14 protein-coding genes are annotated in these 23,166 nt (G+C 68.0%); 9 read left to right on the top strand and 5 right to left on the bottom strand.

Going from position 1 to position 23,166, the window contains the following annotated elements:
* Nucleotides 1–15 precede the first annotated feature (15 nt).
* Genes AC3WMR_RS09450 through AC3WMR_RS09435 form a run of 4 tightly spaced genes read left to right on the top strand, consistent with a single transcriptional unit; the run spans nt 16 to nt 7,076 of the window.
* Entirely contained in the window at nt 16–795 is a 780-nt protein-coding gene (locus AC3WMR_RS09450; RefSeq protein WP_025141186.1) for a DotU family type IV/VI secretion system protein, read from the top strand.
* Between the two features lie 23 nt (nt 796–818).
* Entirely contained in the window at nt 819–6,026 is a 5,208-nt protein-coding gene (locus AC3WMR_RS09445) for a type VI secretion system Vgr family protein (protein WP_492266862.1), read from the top strand.
* Entirely contained in the window at nt 6,007–6,669 is a 663-nt protein-coding gene (locus AC3WMR_RS09440; protein WP_492266861.1) for a hypothetical protein, read from the top strand. Before AC3WMR_RS09445 ends, AC3WMR_RS09440 begins: the two co-directional genes overlap by 20 nt.
* Before the next feature lie 35 nt (nt 6,670–6,704).
* Entirely contained in the window at nt 6,705–7,076 is a 372-nt protein-coding gene (locus tag AC3WMR_RS09435; RefSeq protein WP_492266860.1) for a hypothetical protein, read from the top strand.
* Here AC3WMR_RS09435 and AC3WMR_RS09430 read toward each other — a convergent pair.
* The 5 genes from AC3WMR_RS09430 to AC3WMR_RS09410 are packed head-to-tail and all read right to left on the bottom strand — an operon-like array spanning nt 7,073 to nt 14,972.
* A complete protein-coding gene (locus AC3WMR_RS09430) occupies nt 7,073–9,394 on the bottom strand; it encodes a T6SS phospholipase effector Tle1-like catalytic domain-containing protein (RefSeq protein WP_492266859.1) in 2,322 nt (773 codons plus the stop codon). The two genes, AC3WMR_RS09435 and AC3WMR_RS09430, sit on opposite strands and share 4 nt — an antisense overlap.
* Entirely contained in the window at nt 9,387–10,166 is a 780-nt protein-coding gene (locus AC3WMR_RS09425; protein WP_492266858.1) for a DUF3304 domain-containing protein, read from the bottom strand. Before AC3WMR_RS09425 ends, AC3WMR_RS09430 begins: the two co-directional genes overlap by 8 nt.
* A 36-nt stretch (nt 10,167–10,202) precedes the next feature.
* The gene (locus AC3WMR_RS09420) at nt 10,203–11,192 is read right to left on the bottom strand and encodes a DUF4123 domain-containing protein (protein WP_492266857.1); all 990 of its coding nucleotides are present in this window, start codon (nt 11,190–11,192) and stop codon (nt 10,203–10,205) included.
* Nucleotides 11,189–14,083, bottom strand: coding sequence for a type VI secretion system Vgr family protein (locus AC3WMR_RS09415; RefSeq protein ID WP_492266871.1), 2,895 nt, complete (start codon nt 14,081–14,083; stop codon nt 11,189–11,191). The genes AC3WMR_RS09420 and AC3WMR_RS09415 overlap by 4 nt, the downstream gene beginning before the upstream one ends.
* 28 nt (nt 14,084–14,111) lie before the next feature.
* Nucleotides 14,112–14,972: a hypothetical protein gene (locus AC3WMR_RS09410; protein ID WP_492266856.1), complete on the bottom strand. Its 861-nt coding sequence runs from the start codon at nt 14,970–14,972 to the stop codon at nt 14,112–14,114.
* Nucleotides 14,973–15,283: 311 nt separating this feature from the next.
* Between AC3WMR_RS09410 and AC3WMR_RS09405 the strand changes: the two genes are divergently transcribed.
* The 5 genes from AC3WMR_RS09405 (at nt 15,284) to AC3WMR_RS09385 (ending at nt 23,151) form a co-directional block, all read left to right on the top strand.
* Complete coding sequence (locus tag AC3WMR_RS09405) at nt 15,284–16,135, top strand: M15 family metallopeptidase (RefSeq protein WP_492266855.1); 852 nt, start codon at nt 15,284–15,286, stop codon at nt 16,133–16,135.
* Nucleotides 16,132–17,541: a hypothetical protein gene (locus AC3WMR_RS09400; RefSeq protein ID WP_492281567.1), complete on the top strand. Its 1,410-nt coding sequence runs from the start codon at nt 16,132–16,134 to the stop codon at nt 17,539–17,541. The genes AC3WMR_RS09405 and AC3WMR_RS09400 overlap by 4 nt, the downstream gene beginning before the upstream one ends.
* Before the next feature lie 65 nt (nt 17,542–17,606).
* The gene (gene tssM, locus AC3WMR_RS09395; RefSeq protein ID WP_492266491.1) at nt 17,607–21,374 is read left to right on the top strand and encodes a type VI secretion system membrane subunit TssM; all 3,768 of its coding nucleotides are present in this window, start codon (nt 17,607–17,609) and stop codon (nt 21,372–21,374) included.
* Complete coding sequence (tagF, locus tag AC3WMR_RS09390) at nt 21,371–22,354, top strand: type VI secretion system-associated protein TagF (protein WP_025137941.1); 984 nt, start codon at nt 21,371–21,373, stop codon at nt 22,352–22,354. Before tssM ends, tagF begins: the two co-directional genes overlap by 4 nt.
* Before the next feature lie 2 nt (nt 22,355–22,356).
* Entirely contained in the window at nt 22,357–23,151 is a 795-nt protein-coding gene (locus tag AC3WMR_RS09385; protein WP_025137940.1) for an OmpA family protein, read from the top strand.
* Nucleotides 23,152–23,166: the final 15 nt, after the last annotated feature.

Raw genomic sequence — 23,166 nt, 5'->3', positions numbered from 1 at the left:
CCGAAAGAGCCCGCCATGACTGCCGACGCGCCCTCGTTGATGCCCGGAGCCACGCTCCCTCCCCGCGCCGCCGATTTCTACGGCACGCGCCCCGCCAAATCGCTGCTGGACCTGCTGTACGACGGTTTCCTCATGCTGTTCCTGCTCAAGAGCGGGCAGGAGCCCGCCAGCGCCGCGTCGTTCTCGGCGCGGGTGCAGCAGTTCCTGGCGGACTTCGAACGCAGCGCCAAGAAGCTGGACATCCCCGCCGAAGACGTCTACGCCACCAAGTACGCGTTCTGCGCGGCCGTGGACGAGACGGTGCTCAATTCCGGCTTTTCCATCCGCGACGCCTGGATGCTGCAACCGCTGCAACTGACCCTGTTCGGCGAGCAACTGGCCGGCGAGAACTTCTTTTCCCGCCTGGAAGACCTGCGCGCCCAGGGCGCGCCGCGCTTGCAATCGCTGGAAGTGTTCTACATGTGCCTGCTGCTGGGTTTCCAGGGCAAGTACATGATCGAAGGCCAGGAAAAGCTCGGCTACCTGACCGCGCGCCTGGGCGATGAAATCGCGCTGCTGCGCGGCAAGCGGGCCGGTTTTGCGCCGCACTGGCCGCTGCCCGACAAGATCGCCCATACGCTCAAGCGCGACGTGCCACTCTGGAGCATCGGCGCCCTGTTCGCCCTGCTGGGCCTGCTGGCCTTCCTGGGCATGGGCCACTTCCTGAATGGCGACATGCAGACTGCCATGGCCCCGTACCACGACATCGTCAAGCTGGGGCCGCGCGCCGCGCATCTGACCATCTCGCTGCCCTGAAGGTTCACGTTCCGCCACACGCCATGACCGACCGTTCTTCCACGCCTTCGGGCTACAGCAGCCTGGGCGTCGCCGCCCTGTCCCAGAACGCGCGCCTGTTGCAGGCGCAGACACCGCTCGGCGACGCGCTCACCGTCGAACGCCTGCACCTGCGCGAAGGCGTTTCGGAACTGTTCGCCCTGACACTCGATTGCCTGGCCTCGTCCGCCGAGCTGGACGTGGAACCCCTCCTGGGCAAGGAAATCAGCGTCAGCCTGTTGCTGGCCGACGGCACCTGGCGCCGCTGGCACGCCGTGGTGGAAGGCGTGGACGCGCTGGGCGCCGACGGCGGCCTGGCGCGCTACCGCCTGCACGCCGCGCCCTGGCTGGCCACGCTGCGGCTGCGGCGTGACAGCTTCGTGTTCCAGGACAAGTCGGTCACCGACATCCTGACCGACGTGTTTGCCGACTACCCGCTGGCGTCGTTCGCCTTCGAGATCACCGAGCCGCCCGCGCCGCGACCCGTGCGCACGCAGTACCGCGAGACCGACCTGGATTTCGTGCTGCGGCTGATGGCCGAGGCCGGCCTGAGCTTCCGCTTCGACCACCAGCAAGGCGATCAGCAGGCCGGCAGTGGCGGCGCGCAGCACCGGTTGGTGGTGTTCGACACCCGCACCGCGCGGCCCGACAACCCCGCCGCGACCCTGCGCTTTCACCGCAGCGACGCCACCGAATCCGAAGACAGCGTCACGCGCTTCGGCGCGGCCCGCCAGGTGCGCCCGAATGCGGTGACGCGCCTGGCCTGGAACGACCGCACGCTGCTGGCCCATGGCGCCCACGCGGCCTCCGACCTGGACGCCGGCGCCCTGCCCGCGCTGGAAGACTACGACTACGACGGCCATGGCCGCCACACGGGCGACGACTCGGCCGAACAACAGGCCGCCCGCAGCCTGCAGGCGTTCGAAGCGCGCATGCTGCGCTTTGACGGCGGCGGCACGGCGCGCCAGATGACGCCGGGCCATACCTTCACGCTGACGCAGCACGACCGCTATGCCCAGGGTTCGGGCAGCGCCATGGACGAACTGGGCGGCAACCGCTATACCCTGCTGCACGTCGAGCACGAAGCCGCCAACAACCTGGGCAGCCAGGCCGCCCAGGTGCTGGGCGCGGCCGATCTTGAGCGCGGCGCCTATCGCAACACCTTCAGCGCCCAGCCGGCGGCCGCCCCGCTGCTGCCCGCCTGGCGCGCCAAGCCCACCGCCCCCGAAGGCGCCACCGCCGTCGTCGTGACGGCCGAAGACGCGGCTATCACCACCGGCCGCGACCTGCGTGTGAAAGTGCAGTTTCCGTGGCAGCGCGGCGAACGCCCGCTGGCCGGCGGCCTGCGCCATCGCAGCCATGGCGACGACGCCGGCAACGCGCCGGGCGATGACAAGTCCGGCACCTGGTTGCGCGTGACCGGCGCGCAGGCCGGCCCCAACTGGGGCGCGCACCACCTGCCGCGCCAGGGCACCGAAGTGGTCGTGGAATTCCTGGATGGCGACATCGACCAGCCGGTCGTCGTGGCGCAGCTGTACAACGATGCCGACCTGCCGCCCTGGACGGCGGGCGTGGATGCCGACGCCAACCATCCGGGCACGCTCAGCGGCTGGCACAGCCAGGGCCTGGATGGCAGCGGCTACAGCCAGTGGCTGTTCGATGACACGGCCGGCCAGGTCCGCACGCGGCTGTCCAGTTCCATCGCCGCATCGCAATTGGGCCTGGGCTACCTGGTGCAGCAAGGCGCCGACGACGCGTCTCGCGGACAGTGGCGCGGCACCGGCTTCGAGTTGCGGTCCGACGCCTGGACCGTGGTGCGCTCGGGCCAGGGCATGCTGCTGTCGGCCAACGCCCGCGAAAGCGCCCGCTCGACCCAGGCCGATACGCAAGAGGCATTGCTGCTGCTGCGCGGCGCGCAGCATTCCGCGCAGCGCATCGACAACCTGGCCACCCGGAGCCAGGCGCGGCCCTTGGCGGCCAACGAACAATTCAATCCGCTGATCCAGGCGGTGGACCCCAAGGCCGACGGCCGGTACGCCGGCAGCGTCGGCGGCCAGCAGGCGGTGAAGGCCAGCGCCAATGAACGCAGCGGCAGCGACCCCGTCGAACGCATCGACGGCGCCCGCCTACTGATCGACGCGCCGAGTTCGCTGAACCTGTCCACCCCGGCCAGCGCCATCCTGCATGCCAGCGAGAACCTGCACGCCACGACGCAGGCCGACGGCCACGTCGCGGCGCGCCAGACCTTTGCCAGCGCGTCGGGCCGCTCGACCAGCCTGTTCGTGCAGGACGGCGGGCTGCGCGCCATCGCCGCCAACGCGCCGGTGTCGATCCATGCGCATACCGACATGCTGGAAATGCTGGCGGGCCAGGACATCACCATCACGTCCACCACCGACAGCATCGAGATCCTGGCGAACACGCGCATCACCTTGCAAGCGGCCGGCGGCAGTATCGTCATGGACGGTGGCGACATTCTCTTCAAGGGCCCGGGGATGTTTTCCGTCAAGGGCGCCTCGCACAACCTGATCGGGCCGGCCAGCGATGCCGCCGCCCTGCCCGCACTGCCGTCCAGCCAGGTCGGCGATCCAATGCTGGTGACGGCCGAACTGGTGCACCGCCCCGCGGCCATGAAGGCGGTGGCCACCGGGGCCGGGCAGGCCCTGAATGCGGCAGGCGCGTCCGACGCCGCAGCCGCCAGCGGCAGCGCGTCTTCGCTGGGCGGCATCGGCTCGGCCCTGGCCGGCGGCGCCGCCAGCCTGTCCAGCGGCTTGTCGGCCGCCAGCGATACCGCGTCAAACATGATGGACAAGGCCAAGTCCCTGGCCAACGCCGCGTTCAAGCCGGTGCAGGACCTGGGCGCCATGGCCAGCAAGGCCATGGGGTCGGTGACCGAGGCCGGCACAAGCCTGGCATCGGGCGCCGCGGCCAAGGTCGGCGGCCTGGCGCAATCGGCCGTGGGGTCCACGCCCTCGCTGATGGGCGGCGCCACGCCGTCCCTCATGAGCGGCGCACAATCGACGGCCGGCAACGCGGCGCAATCCCTGATGGGTAGCGGCGCGGCCAGCCTGACGCAGGGCGCCACGGGGGCCCTGGCCAGCGCAATGCCGGCCGGCGTCGCCAATGCGGCCGGTGCGGCCACGCAAGCCACGCAGATGGCCTCGCAGGCAGCCGACATCAGCGCCAAGGCCTCGGGCTTGCTGTCCGGCGGTGCATCGGGCGGCGCGGCCGGTGCGGCATCGGGTGGGGCGGCGGGCGGCGCAGGCGCATCCACCGCGGCCGCCTCCGGATTGGCAGCGCAGACCGCCGGCATGGCGTCTTCCGCCACCGGCATGGCCGCGCAGGCTGCCGGCGCCATGGGCCACGCGTCGGCGGCCTCGGCCCTGTCGGCTGCATCGAACCTGACGGCCTCTGGCGGCGGCGTGGGCTCGGCCATCGGCCCCGTGATGACCCAGGCGATGGGCGCCATGGGCGACCGCGGCGCCGCGCTGGGATCGGCGGTGAACTCGCTGCTGTCGATGCCCGACGTCAACCAAAGCAACCTGCCCGCGGTGGCCGGCGCCATCCTCAGCACGCCCGGCCTGACCGAGTCGGCCGTGCCGTCGGTGGTGGGCGCCATCCTGCAATCGCCCAACATTGCCAGCGTCACGCTGCCCAAGGTGGCCGAGACGATCATGAACATCCCGGCGGTGGCCAATTCGCCTTACCCCGGGCTGGCCAAGCGGGTCATGGAAGCGGCCGGCATCACGCTGCCCGGCGTCGCGGCACGCCCCGTCGGCCAGGACGCCGGCCAGAATGCGGAAGGCCCGCCCAGCCCTGCGTCCACGCCGTCGCCCTACCAGGCCCGCAGCGGCGCCAAGCTGCAATACGTCAACCTGACCGAGCCGGCCGAACGCTGGAACGACGGCCAGGCGCTCAACAGCCTGGACCGCCAGACCAACAAGCCCAAGATCCGCGTGCGCTTCGACAAGGCCGGGCAGCACCGTTTTACCGTCAAGGTCAGCCCGCGCCCCGGCAACGCCGTGTATTCGGCGCGGGAACTGAGCCGCCAGCCGCTCTACCGCGAACCCAACCAGCGGTCGTACAGCTACGTGACCGACCCGGACGGCACCAAGGTGGTCGACGACATCACCCTGCCCGCCGCGGGCCTGAACACCTATCTGTTCGAGGTCGTCAACGACAAGAACCAGATCATCTCGACGGAATTGGTCGAGACCGCGCGGCGCATCTACATCCAGGAACTCATGCTGCCCGGCCCGGAAACGCTGGCGCGTCCGCATGGATTCCAGCCCACCGCCACCGAGTATGCTCGCCACGGTGTGGACGTGGTGCAACTGCCACCCGTGAGCGGGCGCGGCGACGCCAATTCCGATGTCTTCACCGACGACGGCGACCCCCGGCTGCGCCAACTGGCGCGCGCGATCTATCCGCGCTCGCAGGGCCCGTCGCACGAGCCCTACACCATCGTGGTCTGCCACGTCGACCGGCTGGCCTCCATGCTGCCGGTGCAGCCGATCTACGTCCAGGCCGTGACCGGTCCAGGCGCCGCCGACAAACTGATCCAGTTCGTCAGCGCCGACGGCAACGTCAGCTTCCTCTGGCACCACATCGAGCCGAACACCGACTGGTTGGTCGAAGCCCTGTTCGAATACACCGACCCCGCGGCCGGGGTCAGGCAGATCCCGATTCCGCGCGACCGCCTGACGCCGGTGCCCTACGACGCCGCGGCGCCAAAGGAATGCAGCGCCGTCAATATCCGCATGGCCGGCCTGCTGCCCACGCCGACCAACGGCAAGGTCATCCTGCGCGTGCGGCTGATGGAAAGCGCGGCGGCCGGCGTGGCCTTCTACAACAGCAACCTGCTGTGCGTGGCCGCCATGTCGCCGTGGGAGCCGGTCACGATGGATTACCAGCAGCAGACGCTGGTGCATGAAATCGGCCACCTGATCGGCATGGTGCCCAGCGGCCCGGAATGGGTGCAGGCGCATCCCGACGAGGCCGACATGGACGCCTCGAAGCTGGACAAGGGGCCGTACTTCTATTCGCAATTCGGCAACCATTGCCATTTCGGCCTGCCTGCCAGCCAGGCCACCCCGACCTACACCGGCTCGTGCGTGATGTTCGGCGGCGACTGCCTGAGCATCCGCTATTGCGTGAACTGCGCCAAGGCCGTGCGCAAAGTGGACATGTCCCGTGGCTGGCCCTCGTTCTAAGCCCGGGCGCCGCCTGGCGCCGGCCCTGGCCCTGCTGGGCGTTGCCACCCTGGCAGCGACCCTGGCGGCCGCCCTGCCCGCCACCCCGGCGGCGGCGCGCACCGTGGGTGGCCCGCCTTCTTCCTCATCCGCACCTTCGACCGCTTCCATGAACACCGACTGGACCGACCCGCCCGCCTTCGCCACCGCCCCTATCGGCACCGTGCGTGACCACGCCTGCATTCCGCCCAACCGCGGCAGCGACGATCAATTGAACATCGCCGCCCCTGCCCGCGTGCGGCCGCAGGCGTCCGGCGCGCTGGTGATCCCCGTCTGCGCACAAGGCATCATCCCCGTGTCGCAGAACCAGAAGCTGCCGCGCTTCGTGGCCGTCAATACGCAGACCAAGGCGGTGTACGAAGGGGTGGCCTATGAATACAAACGCCCCTCCCCGCCACCCGGCGTCGAGGTCGACACCCTTCCGGGCTCGCGTCCGCCCAAGGGTATTCCGATCAGCCCGGGCATCAGCGTGGGCACGCAGTTCAGCACCGACCTGGCCGCCCAGGCCAAGCTGCCGACGACGCCCGCCACCTACGAGGTGTATATCGAGTCCAACGGCGTGCGGTCCAACACCGTGACGATCGAGGTGCAGGCGGCGAAATAGGCCGGCCGCCCCGCTGAGCCAGCGAGCACACCCGCATGATCCCGCCCGAAATACTCGCGCTGCTGATCGCTCTGGCACTGCTCGCGCTGATCGCCCTGATCGTGCTCGTGATCAAGCTGCTGCACCTGGTGTACTGGGCATGCTGGAACGAAGAGGTCATCCCGGCGGAACGCCCGCGTCTCAGCGGCGCCATCCTCGCCGCGTTTTTCAGCACCCTGGCCATCGCGGATTTTCTGCCGGACGAGATATCCAGCGTGATCTCGCGCTTCAATCCGATACCCCCCTACGACAGACAGACCCCGTACGCGCTGACATTGGCCGCGCTGACGATCCTGTCCTGGATCTACGGCAGCAGGATCAAGCAGCATCTCTGGCGCAAGCTGCGCGGCGTCAAGGCGCACCCCTAGGGCCGGGCCGGCGTCATACCGTTCATGTTGGCCTGCATGCGCGCCTGCATCTGGTCCACCCGCGCGGCCGATTCGGTGTCGGACTTCAGCTTGGCCTCTTCGGCCTTGTAGTCCGTCTTGCCGAAGATGTCCTTGTCGCGCACCCGGAAGTACAGGGACGTGCTGGCCAGCAGGTGATCCGGCCAACTGCTCAGCATGGCATCGTGCACCAGGAAATCGAACAAGGCCATGACCTTGGGGGGCAACGGATTGGTGCCCGCGCTAGCCTCTCGCCAGACGTTCAGCAAGCGCTGCTGGGTGGCGCGCCTGGCCTTCATGTCGGCCAGCGGGTCCTTGGGCTGGTCGGCCTCGGTCAAGGTGCCGCCATTGCGCACAATGATGTCGTTGCGCATCTTCTGCATGTCGCGCGGCATCTGGTTCACCTGCTCGATCTTGCGCACCAGATCCGGGTTGTTGCGACGCAGATCTTCCTTGCGCCGTTCGGCTTGCGCGTCAGTGCGTTCGGCGTCTTCAAGCTCGCGGTATTCCTCTTCCAGCCTTTGCCACAACGGCTTGAACCGCTTGGGCGGCAATTCGCCGCGGCTCTCGACCGCACGGTCCCAGCGTTCGTTCTTCAGCGCTTCCAGCTCTTTCAGGCGCGCCGTGTTTTCGGGCTTGTTGCGCTGGTCCGCCGGCAAGGCCGACACGCGCCGGAATTCTTCGTTGTATTCCTGTTCGGGGGTGAAGAAATCGCGGTCCTTGATCCACTTTTCGGCGGGGTCGGCCAGTTCACTCTTGAAGACCGGGTCTTGATAGCGGACGGCCAGCCAGCGCAGGAAGACTTCCATGTGGGGCATGAAATCGATACCCGGCTCGTACTTGACGACGCCGCGATAGGCGTCGACCAGTTCTGTGATGGATTGGCTGGTCCCGCCGTCCTTGATCTGCGCGGCCAGCGAGAACATGGTGAATACGACGGGCCGTCTCTCGAACAGCTGTTCCATGCTGTAGAGCGCGACGCCTTGAGCAAGCGCCAGATTGAGCATATCCCTCAATGGAACCCGAGAAAGCTCGGTCCGAGCACCCAGGGTACCCACCGGCCCCACCCCTGTGACATCCCCGCTGGACCCGGGATAGAGATACTGATCGCCGCGCGTCTTTTCCAGGCTGTCCAGACGTTGATTGGCGCGCAGTTCATGCGCGGCAGCGAAATGGACGCATTTTTCGACCGCGCCGGGCACCGTCAATGTCCGATCCTTGTGCGTCTGCTTGATGAAATCCGTGAGCGGCAGGAACCCAAGAAAGGCATTCTCAGCCATGATCGATGACACGGAATCGAACAGGCCCAGGAAGCGGATCTTGATTTCGGTATCGGGAGCGCCATTCTTTCCAAGGATGGCCAGATCCTTGTCATGCCGGCGGTGGAATTTCTTGACGACGTCGTTGATGAACTGACGGGCCATCACTCCGCCTCGATCTCCACCAAATACCGAGATCTCGATGCGCCGAACGTTATTCATCTCGCTACTGACTGACTCGTGCGCAGCAACAAGCTGGCGCAGGGCGGCATCCACGCGGACGTCGACCCCCGTTCCCATGATGTAGGCCACCGTTTCGTTGTCACGGATAACGGGAACCCCTTCAAGCGCCACGCTCTTGACTACCTCTTTGCCCGCCGTCCAGGCCACCTTCAACGGGTTTTTCTTGAAGCCCGCCCAAAATCCACGCACGGTTCCTTTCGCCCGGTTGACCAGGCGCTCGGGGTCCCAGGCGTTCCAGATGCGTACCATCTTGTCCGGCAGTGTCTGAACGTCTTTCACGACGTCCTTGTATGCCTTGACCACAGGAGAAAAAGACCCCTCCTTGATCATCTTCTGCGTCGCGCTGCGCAACCGCTTCAATGCGTCGCGCTCGGGAATTTCGTCCAGACGCGTGATGTTCTTGCCTGCGCTCGTGAGATTCTTGCCTCCTTCGGCAAGCAGCTTCTTTCCCGCTACCGTCGCGGCGTATATGAAATCGTCGCTCTTGGCGTCCTCGTTCAGCTCGGTTCCCAACCCGGAATAGTAGAAACGGAACCAGAACTGGTTGACGGGACGGCCAGTATCCTTTTGCTCGTAGTGCGCGTCCCAGAGACGGCAGATATTGGAATAGAACGTGGGATGGGACAGATCAACATCGCGACTCCTGCCAAACCCGTCGAAGAAGAAGCCGATCCTGATGACTGCCCCGCACTCCTGGCAGTCTTTGCTGGGATATGCATTTTGACTCGTCGCCATAGCCTTCAGCACCGAGGCTGGCGTCCGATCCGCAGCGGCCAGATTCGTATTGTTATCAGCCATTCTTGTCTCCCGCCGGCGTACCGGTCGCCCGCAGTTGGTCTATTTTTTCTGGAGAGAAACCCGAAATTGTCCGTGCGAAATCCCCGGGTTTTCTACCCGGCCTGGCAAGAATTTCGGCGACTTCCGGGTTGGCATCAAAGTTCGACGCGACCGTGAAATACAGGTACATGTACTGCTTCATGTCGCTTTCGTCTTCTATGCGGTATTTGATCCAGGCCTTTTTTGCGACCTTGCCCACAACACGCAACAGTTCCGAATCGCTGCGATAGTCCGACAGAGCGCTCCTGTACTTTTCGTATAGCCAGTCCGTCGTATCGACGAGTGGCAGGCGAGTCTGCCCCAGCAGTTTTCGCCCGAGGGCCAACTCCATGTGCTCATCGGGATAGATATGCAACTGGAGATAAAGCGGCCCCTTGCCCGACGGCACTTCAGTCGCGGGGAAGTGCAACGTCGTTGTCTTGTTGAAGAACACGTCGTCGAGTTTTTCATCGTAGACATGTTTCCTGATCTCCTCGCCGTCGGCACCTCGCCAGGCCACCGAAAAGTCCGTTCCCTTGAGGGTGTAGCAGCAAGAGCCTGACCCTTCACCTCCACCAACGCCAATGGCGCCCATGCTGGCGGCTCGGCCATCGGCATCCGTGATTCGCACACTGGCCAGATCCCACGGGGTGTAGTTGAACACCACGAAAGTGACGCCCTGGTAATTCGGTTCGCTATTGCAGCCGGTCAACAAGCCCAACCACATCAATACGAGAATCAGGCCCTTACGCATCAGAGCTCCCTCGCAACGTCATGCCTGCAAATAGCGTCATACCGCACTCCCCTCTTCCTGGTCCTGCTCGGCCCGCAGCAACCCATCCCACACGGCGTCCGGCACGTGCGCCAGCGCCTGCGCCAGGCCTTCGCCGCGTGCCTGGAAAGCCTGCAAGGCCGGCGCAATCGCCTCGTGTTCATCAAAGCGCGGGGAAATGGTGATGCCCCACGCCACGTAGTCCAGCATGTCGCGTTCGGTCTGGATGCCGTAGGCGCGGGCGCGCGCCATCTGCGCCAGCACCCGCGTGTACAGCTCGTCTTGCCGCAAGTCGCTGCCCAGCACGCCCAGGTAGATGCGGCAGATCTGCACCGCCAGCTTGTCCGGGTAGTCCAGGTCCAGCAGGGCCTCGTGCTGCGCCAGCGAAAAAGGCTGCTGCCTGGGCGCGTCCAGCCCGGTTTCCAGTTGATCGCCCAGGCCGGTCCATTGCGCCACCGAGCCGTCGCGGCGGGCGTAGCGCAGCAGGTTCACCGGCGCCAGGAAACGCTCGCGCTCACGATCCGTCCACACCTGCATGGCGCGGTCCAGGATGCGGCCGTCGTAGAAATGCAGGTAATACTCGCGGCCGTCCGGCAGACCGTAGTCGGTGTAATAGGCGTAGTGCGCCATCAGTTCGGCCAGCGGCAACGGCGACACGATGTGCGTCAGCGCATATTCGCCGCCTTCGGTCTGATGCAGCCGGTCGAGCAGGCGTAGCACCTGCGAGGCGCGCGGCTCGTCCTGGCCGCGCCAGAGTTCGAAGCGGGTCAGGTCATCGACCTCGATCAGCAGCGGGGCGATGTCCTGGTAGATGGCCAGGTCCGTGCCGACCCAGACCGAACCATGGCTGAGATCGGCGCTGGCGCGCACAGGCTCGGCCAGTTCGGGGCGACCCCGAAAATCCACCAGCAGGTAGGTGTTCAGCGTGGCGCCGGTGCCGGCAGTCAGTTCGGCAGCTGCGGCCAGGGTGTCGTTCAGCCGGGTTTCCCAATCGATCATGCGGGTCATGCCTTGTCGGTGATGGACTGCACGCCATCGTGCGCATCCAGCACGCATTGCTTGCACACGGTGAACTGCGGGAAGGCGTAGGGCAGCCGGTCTGGCCCGGCGAATTGCTTGTTGCCCGTTTTGACGTCGATGCGCCCCGGCGCGGTGACGGTGATGTTGCCGCCTTCGAGCACGATGCTGGCGCCCGCTGCCGTCGCGATGCGGATGCGCTTGGGCGCGGCGTATTCCACCGCGGTCTGCGCGCTGCCGATGGTGATGTCTTTCTGCGCCTGTACCCGCAGGATGTCGTGCTGGGCCTGCACGTCGACGTTGCCCTTGGCCGAGATCAGGTCCAGCCCCGAGTCCGCCCCGCCCTGCTGCAGGCCCGCGACGATGCCCAGGCCCTGGCCGGTGTGCAGGCGCAACGCGCCCATCACCGCCAGGTTCTGGTCCTTGCCGGCCGACCAGTGCACGGCCTCGCCTGCCGTCACTTGCAGGTGCTTGGCCGCGATCTGTGCCAGCCCGGCGCGCGCGGCCATCAGCACGACGGGATCGGTGGGGTGCGGCACTTTGCCCTGCGCGGCCTGCGTGTGCCTGGCCGCGGCATCGCCGCGCGCGCCTTCCAGGCTGTCGCCCGCGACCGTGCCCGAGACCGCGCGGTGCATGGCCGCCAGCGGCGCCTTCTCGCCATCCAGCACGCTGGCCTGCGGGCCCTTGGTGCCCAGCGCCGTGGCCAGCCGCAGGCCCTGGTGGGCGCCGACCACGCCGTCCAGCGAACGCGCCATCTGCTCGGTCTGGCTGGCCAGCGCCTGTACGCCCGCCGCATCGCCCACGGCGCTGGCGTTGCCGCCGGTGGCGCTGTAGGTGCTGAGCAGCACGCCCGCGCCGCCGCGCACGGCGCCGTAGGCGTCGGTGCGCAGTTCGGCGCCCACGCCGCGCAGGCCGCCGCGGTAGTTGCCGGCCTGGTGGATGAGATGGCCCAGGTTCAGTTCCGAGGCGTCCTGGCTGCTCTTGACCTGCATGCGCAGCTGGCCGTCGGTGTCGTCGAACACGATCTGGTTGTAGCCCGCGCCGCCGAATTCCTTGCTCTTGAAGCCGGTCAGCGCGGCCGCGTTGCGGTGGTTGTCTTCGCCTGCGGCCGCGCCGTGCCAGGCCGGCGCGTTGCCCGCGGCCAGGTTGGCCTGGGCGCTGGGCGCGTTGTCGCGCGCCGCGGCGTAGACCTGCGTATCGGCCGCGCTGCCTGCGCGCCCGCCGGGCGTGGCGGGCGTGCCGCCTTCGCCGCGGCCGTTGTACAGCGCACCCACGACGATGGGCTGATCGATGTCGTCGTCCAGAAAGCGCACCAGCACCTCTTGCCCGATGCGCGGCACGAAGCTGATGCCCATGCCGGCGCCCGACTGGCGCTGCGCCACGCGCACCCAGCGGCTGCTGGCCTCGCCGTCCTGGCTGCCCGCCTGCCAATGGAATCTGATGCGCACGTCACCGCGCTTGTTGCGCAGGATTTCGTCGCTTTGCTTGGGTTGCGTGCCGCCTTCGGCGTCGGTGACCACGGCGGTGTGCACGCCATGGACCGAGGGCGCGCCGCCCAGGCGGGCGCCGCGCGTTGCCGGCAAGGCGGGACGCCAGGGGCGGTCGCAGCGCACCGCTTCGAAGCGATTGGCGTAGCCGACTTCGCGGGCCTTGGCGAGGACGGCGGGGTCGGGGGAGATCGAGGCCTCATCCCACGTCGAATCATCGCCGCGCAGGGTCTCTTGCGGCGCGGCCACCGCCTCGCCGTCCAGCGTCAGGTACGCCTCCAGCCCGCCCAGGCGCTGCGCCAGCGGCGCCCGCGTGTCGGGCGGCAGGTTGTTGATGCCCACGTGCTCGATCCAGTCCAGCGCGAAGACCGGCTCGAATCCCGCTTCGCCCGTCGGCCCCAGCGACGACATGTCCTGCAGCGTGAAGCGCGTGCCCGAGCGGAACGTGCGCACCACGCCGCGCCCGGCGAAGGTCTCGGCGCGGGCGCGCACGGCCTCGCGCGCCAGTTCCGCCTGGCGGCGGGCCTGGGCCTCGTTGGCAAAGCCGCCGTGGCCGGCAACGTCGTACCAGTCCAGCCCCGCCGCATCGTCCTGCCCGCTGGCCGCGTTGACCAGCGCCTGCGCGGCGACCGCGCGCTTGCCGCTGTCATGCCAGCCCAGCACGGTGATGCTGTCGGGCGTGCGGCGGCGCTGGCGCACCAGGGCCTGCACGGTGTCGCGCGACTCCGTGGCGCTAGCGCGCTGGAACCGCACGCCGCCGCTGGCCGATTCCGCGTCTTCGGCCAGGCTGCGGCTGTCGGCAAAAATCTGCACCACGTGGCGCGCCGGCACCTCGGCATCTTCCAGCACGGTCCAGCCCAGGCCGGCCTCGGCCAACAGGCGGCTCACGAAGGCGTAGTCGGTCTCGCGATACTGCGTGGTATAGGGGCGCGGGGCCAGGTCGGCCAGCGCGCCTTCGACGTCGGCCGCGATGCGGTAGACGTAGCCTTCGTACGTGTCCAGCACGTGGCGCACGATGTCCAGCACCGGCTTGTTTTCAAACAGGCGACTGGCGCGCCGCTGCGTGGCCAGCCACAGCCACGGCGCCACCGTGAGCCGGTAGCGCGCCAGGCCCGCGTCACCAGCCAGCAGTTCCGCTTCGCGCACCACGCCGCTGCGGCCTAACTGGCTGCCGTCGGCACGCGTGGTCCACAGTGTTAGCGGGCGCGAGATCATGTCCTGCAACGGCAGGCCGGCGTCCTCCGACAGGGCCACCACGCGCAGTTGCGCCACGCCCGACAGCGCCTCGCGGCCGGTCCAGCCTTCGACATGCAGCGACGCCAGTGCACCCTCGCCTTGCAGGCGGTAGAGGCGGGCGTCGGAATTGAACAGGCCGGCGGTCGCGGTCGTATCCATCACGGGGGAAAACCTTATTCAGCAGCGCTCAAGGCTCGGTGTGAGCTTGCGCATTGGGACATTCCGGAGCGGTGCCCCAGTGGCCCGCGCAAACGCGCAGGCGGCATTGTTCGCTTTCAAGGAAACCGAGCTTGCGGCATTCCCCCAGGCGGGTGGACAGCGAAGCCCCCGGCAGCTCGCGCACGAAGATGCCGTCGGTCTTGTAGACCTTGGTGCCGGGCGGGGATGCGGGCGGCAGGCCGTAGGACATCAACGCCGCCAACAACGCGGCGTCGCTGTCGCTGCGTGGCGCGGCCTTGCCGCGCGCGGGCGTGGCGGCGGCCTTGGGCGCGCCTTTGGCCGTCGTGGCTTGCGGGGCGGCCGCCGTCGCCGCGGCTACCGAGCCGTCGCGCGCACGCTCGGTGCGCTGCGGGGCCGGGCCAGGCGCCTTGGCCGACGCCGCGGCCGCAGGCTTGTTGGGCGCGGCGGCCGTCACGGCAAGCGCGGCCAGCGGATTGGCGGGCTCGCGCAAGTCGGCCTGCGCATCGGGCTGGGTCAGTTGCGCCAGCGGATGGTCTTCGATGATGGTGGCCGCATTGGACGGCGGCGCTTCGGCATTGGCCCGCGCCGGCGCTTGCCCCGCAGCCGGCTGATTGAGCGAGGCCGTCGGCAATGCGGCGTTCGGCGTCGTGGCGCCTGACGGTGAAGTGCCCGGCACGGCGGCGCCGGACGTGGGCAGGCCGGACGACACATCGGCGTCCGCGCGGGCCACGACCACAGGCAACTGCGCCGTGTCGTACACCGCCCACAAGCCCGCGCCCACCGCGCCTAGAAACAGCAGCAGCAACACCACCAGCGGTGTCTTGGAACGCGTCTTGGGCGGCAGGTGCTTGACCTCGGCGTCGGGCACGCGGCCTTCGAGCGTGGCGAGTATGCGCGACGACTGCCGCTCATCCGGCGTGGATGAGCGCCCGGCCAGCAAACTTGGAATAGAGGGCGGTGGTCGCGATCTTTTTTCGTCTTCTGCCATGCGAGGTCCCGTGTTGGCTGGGGCGCATAAAACCCCTTTTAACCAAGGTGTCCGAGAATACCTGATGACATCTTTTAGATCACGGCTTCTTGTTACGATTCCTAAAGCATCGACGCTGTCTGCAACGCCCAAGCGCTTGCCTCAATCCCGAATAGAACAAAAGATTACGCCTTCGTGATTGAGGGATACCGTTGCTAGTTCTACTGCCCCTATATTTTCTGCTCGCGATAGGCGTTTCCGCGTTGCTGGTTTTCCCGTCCTTGCGGGCCGCAACCGCGCGAAGCGCGCGTGCGTTCGCGCAGGGATTTCGCCGCCGCGTGACGCGTGGCGCGGGCCATGCCGGGGGTATGGTCGGGGGCTCGGCGCAAGTGGTACGAGCAGGCGTCGGCAGGGCCGGAAATACGTTTTCCATCTACCGCTGGCAGATCGCCGCGGTGCTTGCGGTGGTGTTGCTTCCGTCCCTTTTCGCTTTCGTCATGCGACACAATCACACATTTATTTACGAGGACCGGATGGCCGGTCCGGACCCCAGAATCCAGGCATTGTTGACGGGCGAAAGGCTGGTGCCGCCGCCGCCCCTGCCCCCCGAAGTCTTCACTACGCGCGAGGTTGAATTGGTGCGTCCGAACCTGGGCGGCGCAAGCCGCGACTGGAACCTGCTGGATGCGGATTACCGCCAGCGCCTGCTGGCCGCGTATCGCGTCATGCGTGAAGAGCATGGCTACGAAATGGTGTTGATCGAGGGCTATCGCAGCCCTGAACGCCAGGCCGAACTGGCCGCCAAGGGATCGCACGTGACCAATGCCGGCGCCTACCAGAGCTATCACCAGTACGGCCTGGCCGCGGACAGCGCGTTCCTGCGCGACGGCAAGGTGGTGGTGTCCGAAAAAGACCCCTGGGCCATGCGTGGCTATGAACTGTTCGGCGAAACCGCCGAGCGCGTCGGCCTGACCTGGGGCGGCCGCTGGAAGCTGATGGACTTCGGCCACACCGAGCTGCGCCGCCCCGGCGTGATCCGCCGCGACGCCGGAGCCGCGCAATGATGGGCCGCCTCTTGAAGACCGGCCTCGTGCTGGCCCTGGTGTTTGGCGTCGTCTGGCTGGGCGTCATCATCTGGTGGCAGGAATCGCGCACGCTGCCCACCGGCGTGGATATCGGGCTGTACCTGTTCGCCTTGCCGCTGGCCCTGATTGCGGCGGGCTGGGCGGGCCTGCGCATCGCTCGCGCCCGCCGCGAGGCCCGCGCCGCCGCGGCCGCGGCCCCCAAGACCGATGGCGCCGCGGCGCAGGCCCCGGCCGCCGCCGCCGTGACCCGCCTGGTGGCCCTGGCCGGCGCCGCCCGCGCCGCGCCCGGCAGCGATGCCGCGGCGATCCACGACGCGCTGGCCGAGCAACAGCGGCCGGACCTGGACCCCCAGCTGACGAACGCGCGCGGCTTTCCGGTGTTCAGCGCCCGCGCCGAGCACCTGGATGTCGACGCCCTGCGCGAAGCCGCCCACGCCGACAAGGCTCCGCAGGTGGCGCGTTCGGATGACCGCCTGCGCGCCACGGCGCTGCTGTGCGAGGTGATTGAAACGCTGTCGCAAGAGGCCCGCGGCCACGTGCTGGATCACGGCACGCCGGAACGCGACCACGATTGGCCGCTGCTGCAGCTGGAGCTGCTGCTGCCCGCGCAATGGCCGCAGGCCGCACGCGACCACGCGCTGGAACAGGCCCGCGCAGCGGCCGTGTGGGCGCCCTCGCGCCTGACCGTGCAGTTGCACAAAGCCGAAGACACGCTGGCCAGCGACCGCCTGCTGCGCCAACTGGCGCTGGAACCGCTTGCCGCGGACCGCGCCCCGCTGCGCATCGTGGCCGCGGCCGATTCCTATATTGATGCGAACGTGGTGCAGGACTGGGATGCCGGCGGCACCTTGGTCAGCACCGCCACGCCGCAAGGCCGCGTGCCCGGCGAGGCCGCCGCGGGCCTGCTGCTCGACCTGGCGCAGACCGCGCCGCCCGACGCCAACAGCGCCCCGCCCGCCCTGCCGCCCGAAGGTGCCTTCGCGCTGACGCTGTCGGCCATGGCGCACCGCGCGACCGACGCAGACGCGCGCGGCGCCGCCAGCGAACCCATGCTGACCGAACTGGCCACCCACTTCCTGACCCAGCACGCGCGACGCGCGGACGACATCCGTGCGTTGGTCAGCGACGCCGACCACCGCGGCAGCCGGCCGCTGGAAGCCGCGGGGCTGGCCAGCACGCTGTTTCCCGCGCTGGACCCGAACCAGGATTGCCTGGCGGTCGGCACGGTCTGCGGCTACACAGGCTTGGCCGCGCATCTGCTGACCCTGGCCGTCGCGGGCCAGGCCAGCACGCAGGCCGAAGCGCCGGTCCTGGTCGTCATGACGCAAGACCCGGCGCTACGCACGCTAGCGCTGGTGTCCCACCCCCTTTCCCCCTCCGCTTGACCCCTATAAAAACAGCCAAAATCATGCGTAGCCCTTCAGGTTTCTTCTCCGGTATTTCCAGCGCCATGAGCGAAGGCAGGCACTGGACCTCACGCGCGCTGGGCAACCCGCGCCTGTTCATGGCGATCGGCCTGATCGCCCTGGTCGTGTTCCTGTTCCTGTTCGCCGACACGGTCGAGATCGGCCTCGTATGGGCGGGCATCGCGCTGGGGATCTTCCTGTTTCTCTGGCTGTGCGCCTTCCTGTGGCGCCGGCGCCGTGCGCGGCGCGCCAACAAGAACCTGGGCGACATGCTGGAGCAGCAGGTGCAGACGGGCGCGGCAGCCGCCAACCGCGGCGAGGTCGACGCGCTGCGCACGCGGCTGATCCAGGCGGTGCGCACCATCAAGACCTCGAAGATCGGACAGGTGTCGGGCAACGAAGCCCTGTACGAGCTGCCCTGGTACATCGTGATCGGCAACCCGGCCGCGGGCAAGAGCAGCGCGGTCATCAATTCGGGCCTGCAATTTCCCTTCGCCGACAAGAACGGCGCGGCCGTGCGCGGCGTGGGCGGCACGCGCAACTGCGACTGGTTCTTCACCACCGAAGGCATTCTGCTGGATACCGCGGGCCGCTATTCGGTGCACGAAGAAGACCGCAATGAATGGATGGGCTTTCTGGACCTGCTCAAGCGCCACCGCCCCAAGGCGCCGATCAACGGCATCATCGTGGCGGCCAGCATCGACGAGCTGACCGGCGCGGGCCCCGAATTCGCAATCAACCTGGCCAAGAACCTGCGCCAGCGCGTGCAGGAACTGACCGACCGGCTGGAAGTGTTTGCGCCGGTGTACATCATCTTCACCAAGGCCGACCTGATCTCGGGCTTCAGCGAGTTCTTCTCCGACAGCGACCAGCGCGAGCGCGACCGCGTGTGGGGCGCCACCCTGCCCTACGGTGCCGAAGAAAACCGCGACGTGCTGGCCCTGTTCGACGAACGCTTCGACGAGCTGTACGAGGGCCTGAAGGAAATGGGCACGGCGCAGATTTCGCTGCGCAGCCGCAGCGACCTGCCGCCGGGGCTGTTGACCTTTCCGCTGGAATTCGCCGGCATCAAGCCCGCGCTGCGCATGTTCCTGTCGACGCTGTTCGAAACCAACCCGTTCCAGTACAAGCCGGTGTTTCGCGGCTTCTATTTCACCAGCGCCTTGCAGGAAGGCGTGTCGCAAAGCACGTCCACCGAGCGGCTGGCCGAGCGCTTTGACCTGCGGCCGGCGGCGCGCGGCCAGGCCCGCAACGTGTCGTCGCACAACGGATTTTTCCTGCGCGACCTGTTTTCCAGCGTGATCTTCGCCGACAAGAAGCTGGTGCGCCAGCACGCCAGCCCGGCCAAGACGCGCATGCGCTACGTGACCTTCTTCGGCCTGGTGCTGGCGCTGGGCCTGGTGCTGGGCGGCTGGAGCTGGTCGTACCTGGGCAACCGCCAGCTGGCGCAGAACGTGCAGGCCGACCTGGACAAGGTGGTGCGCCTGCAAAGCGAACGCACCGATCTGCAAAGCCGCCTGGAAGCCATGGAGATCCTGCAGGACCGCATCGAGCAGCTGGACCGCTATTCGTCCAGCCGGCCGTGGTCGCTGGGCCTGGGCCTGTACCAGGGCGACGTGCTCAAGGAACGCCTGCTGGCCGAGTACTACAACGGCGCGCGCCAGTTCATGCTGAGTCCGGTCAAGGCCAGCCTGGAAGATTTCCTGGCCAAGGTGGACATGTCCGGCGCCGCCGCGGCTGCTGGCGGCGCGCCGCAACCGGCGCCGCAAGCCACGCGCACGCCGCACAATCCGGGCGGCGACACGCTGTTCCAGGATGCCTCCCCCACCAACGCCGACGACGCCTACAACGCGCTCAAGACGTACCTGATGATGGCCAATCACCAGCACGTCGACCCCACTCACCTGTCCGACCAGATCACGCGTTTCTGGCGCGGCTGGCTCGAGACCAACCGCGGCGCCATGCCGCGCGACCAGCTGATCCGCAGCGGCGAGCGCCTGATCTCGTTCTACGTCAGCCGCGCGCCCGATGCCGGCTGGCCGCAGATCGACACCAACCTGGCCCTGGTCGAGAAGACCCGCGCCAGCCTGCGCGCCGTGATGCAGGGCATGCCGGCGCGCGAACGCGCCTACGCCACGCTGAAGGCCCGCGCCGCCACGCGCTTCCAGACCATGACGGTGGCGCGCATCGTGGGCGAGAACGACGCAGGCGTGGTGGCCGGCAGCTACGCCATCCCCGGCACCTTCACCCGCGAAGCCTGGGAGCAGTACATCCAGCCCGCCATCAACGAGGCCGCCAAGAAGGAAGTGCAGACCAGCGACTGGGTGCTGGGCGTGAACGCACGCGACGACCTGACGCTGGACGGCAGTCCCGAGCAGATCCAGAAGAGCCTGGCGACGATGTACAAGACGGAATACGCCCAGGAATGGCAGAAGTTCCTGCGCGGCGTCACCATCAAGCCGTTCACCAGCTTCGAGCAGTCGGTGGGCGCCATGAACCGCCTGGGCGATCCGCAGACCTCGCCCATCGCCAAGCTGATCAACACCACCTACGAGCAGACCTCGTGGGACAACCCGTCGCTGATCAACGCCGGCCTGCAACAGGCGCAAAGCGGCGTGGTGGGCTGGTTCAAGCGCGTGATCCTGCGCCAGACGCCGCCCGCGCCGGCGGCCACCACCACGGCCAATGGCGAAGCGATTCCGATGGGCCCGGTGGGCCGCGAATTCTCGGATGTGGCCCGCCTGGTGGTCACGCGCGAGAACCAGTCGCTGCTGGGCAACTACATGGGCGCGCTGTCCAAGATCCGCACCCGCTTCAACCTGCTGAACAACCAGGGAGACCCCGGCCCCGGCTCGCTGATCCTGCTGCGCCAGACGCTGGAGGGCAAGGATTCGGAACTGGCCGATGCACTCAAGCTGGTGGACGAGCAGATGCTGGCGGGCCTGTCCGCGACCCAGCGCGAAACGTTGCGGCCGCTGCTGGTGCGGCCGCTGATCCAGGCCTACGCCGTGGCCATGCAGCCGGCCGAGTCTGAATTGAACAAAGTCTGGAACGCGCAGATCTACCAGCCGTTCAACCTGACGCTGGCCGAGAAGTATCCGTTTGCCGCGCGCGCGAGCGTCGAGGCCAGCAGCGACGAGATCGGCCAGGTGTTCGGCCCGCAAGGCAGCATCGCCAAGTACGTCAACGACACGCTGGGCCCGCTGACCGTGCGCCGCGGCGACATCCTGACGGCGCGCACCTGGGGCGACATGGGCGTGAGCCTGCAGCCGACGTTCACGGCGAACTTCGCGCAGTGGGTGGCGCCGCTGTCGGGCGGCGCGGCAGGCAGCGGCGCGGCCAGCCAGCCGCAGACGCTGTTCCAGATCCAGCCCAAGCCGGCCTCGGGCGTGACGGAATACACCATCGAGATCGACGGCCAGCAGCTGCGCTACCGCAACACGCCGCCGCAGTGGGTCAACTTCGTGTGGCCCAATGCGCAGGGCGCGCCGGGTGCGCGCATCACCGCCACCACCTTTGACGGCAGCGTGGTCGAGATCGTCAACGAGCCGGGCCGCTTCGGCCTGGAACGCCTGATCGCCACCGCCCAGCGCACGTCCAACGCCGACGGCAGCTTCAACATGAGCTGGGGCAAGTCCAACGTGACCGTCCCCGTGAAGCTGCGCATCATCAGCAACGCCCAGGCGCCTGGCGCCGGTGGCAGCGAGCCCGGCGGCAGCCAGGGCCTGCGCAACCTGCGCCTGCCCTCTTCCGTGGTGGGCGCCACCCCCGAATCCTCCTCCGCCCAGACGCGACCCGGAGCGCCGCAATGAGCAACTTGCAGTCCCCCCTGTTCCGCACGGCCTATTTCGGCAAGATCCCGGCCCGCGGCGACTTCGTCAAGAACACCTCGCACCCGCAGTTGATGGCCACGCTGGACGCCTGGGTCGCCAACACGATGGAACTGCTGGCCCAGGAACCGCACTGGAAGACGCTGTACGACGAAGCCGAACCCATGCCGTTTGCCATCCTGGGGTCGCGCGGCAAGCTGGCCATTGCGGGCCACCTGCAGCCCAGCCGCGACCAGTCGGGCCGGCGCTTTCCGTTCCTGTCCGCAACCTCGGTGGAGGTGCAGCGGCCGCTGGAATTCATCGCCCGCAGTCCCATGGCCTTCAGCCGGCTCTGGAACCGCATGAGCGGCGCCGCGGCGCTGCTGATGACCGACGCCGACCCCGCGGCCGCCTTGCAGGCGCTGAACGAACTCGAAGGCGAAATTCGCACCGAGGCCGACGACGGCTTTGACGCGTTTGTCGACCTGCAGACCGTCGAGCGCCTGGAAGCCATGCTGCGCGGCAACGGCCACGCGGCGCGGGTGCACGACATCATCCTGGCGCTGGGCATTCTGCTTGAACCCGTGATGTCCAGCGGCTCGTCGCAGCTCGATCGCGGGCTGGCGCTGCCGCTGCCCGACGATCCGCTCTACCTGAACCTGGTGGCCTCGTACTGGATGACGCTGATCGCGCCGTTCCTGTCTCGCGCCGATTTCGAGATCACCGTGTTCATCGGCCGCATTGCCGGCAAGCATCGGCTGGTGGCGGGCTTTCGCGGCGCGTCGCCGCAGACGCTGGCCAGCCTGCTGTCCACGCCGCAGGCGTTTGCCGAACAGCACATCGTGCTGGAAGACGCGCCCTGGGTGCGCAACCACGTGTCGGCCAGCCATGGCCTGGCCAAGCTGTCCAGCTACCTGGACCAACCGCGGTTGTCCCTGCGCATGGCGCTGGACACCTACCGCGAAGTCTTCACCGGAGCCTGACCATGCGCGTCTCTCTCCTGATCCTGGCGGCGCTGCTGTCGTCCGCCGCCATGGCGCAAGACGGCGCCACCGTCGTGCCCGCCAATGTCATTCCGCAACCGGGCCAGGTGGTGGCCAGCGGCGCCGTGCCCGACGAGGCCACCAAGGCCGACGTGCTGACGCGGCTGCAACAGGTGTATGGCGTGGGCAACGTGATCGACCAGATCGAAGTGGGCGGCGTGGTGGCGCCGCCGAACTGGTCCGAACACGTGGGCAAGCTGATCGGCCAGCCGCTCAAGCAGATCAACCGCGGCCAGCTGGAAGTGGACGGCACCCAGATCCGCCTGCGCGGCGAGGTGCAGAACGAAGCCTCGCGCCAGCAGATCGCCAGCACCTTCGCGACCTCGCTCAACCCCACCTACAAGATCGTCAACGGGCTGCGCGTGGCGGCCGGCAAGGACGAGCAGGGCCTGCTGGACAAGGTGCTGACCAACCGCGTGGTGGAATTCGAAACCGGCAGCGCCACGCTGACCGCGCGCGGCCGCGAGCTGCTGGACCAGGTGGCCGACGTAGTGCCCAAGCTGCACAGCGACAAGGTGCAGATCATCGGCCACACCGACAGTTCCGGCAGCCGCAGCACCAACCTGGCGCTGAGCCAGGCGCGTGCCGACGCGGTCAGGGCCTACCTGGTGGACAAGGGCTTGCCGCCCGGGCGCTTCGAGACCTTGGGCGCGGGGCCGGACCAGCCGGTGGCCACCAACGCCACCGCGGAAGGCCGGGCCAAGAACCGCCGGATCGAGTTCCGGGCCAGCCGGTAAGGCCTGCCCCCGGCC

This window comes from Achromobacter sp. FW305-C-28 (assembly GCF_058783235.1).
The sequence above is the reverse complement of the archived record's forward strand: the minus strand, read 5'-3'. Positions and strand labels throughout refer to the sequence as shown.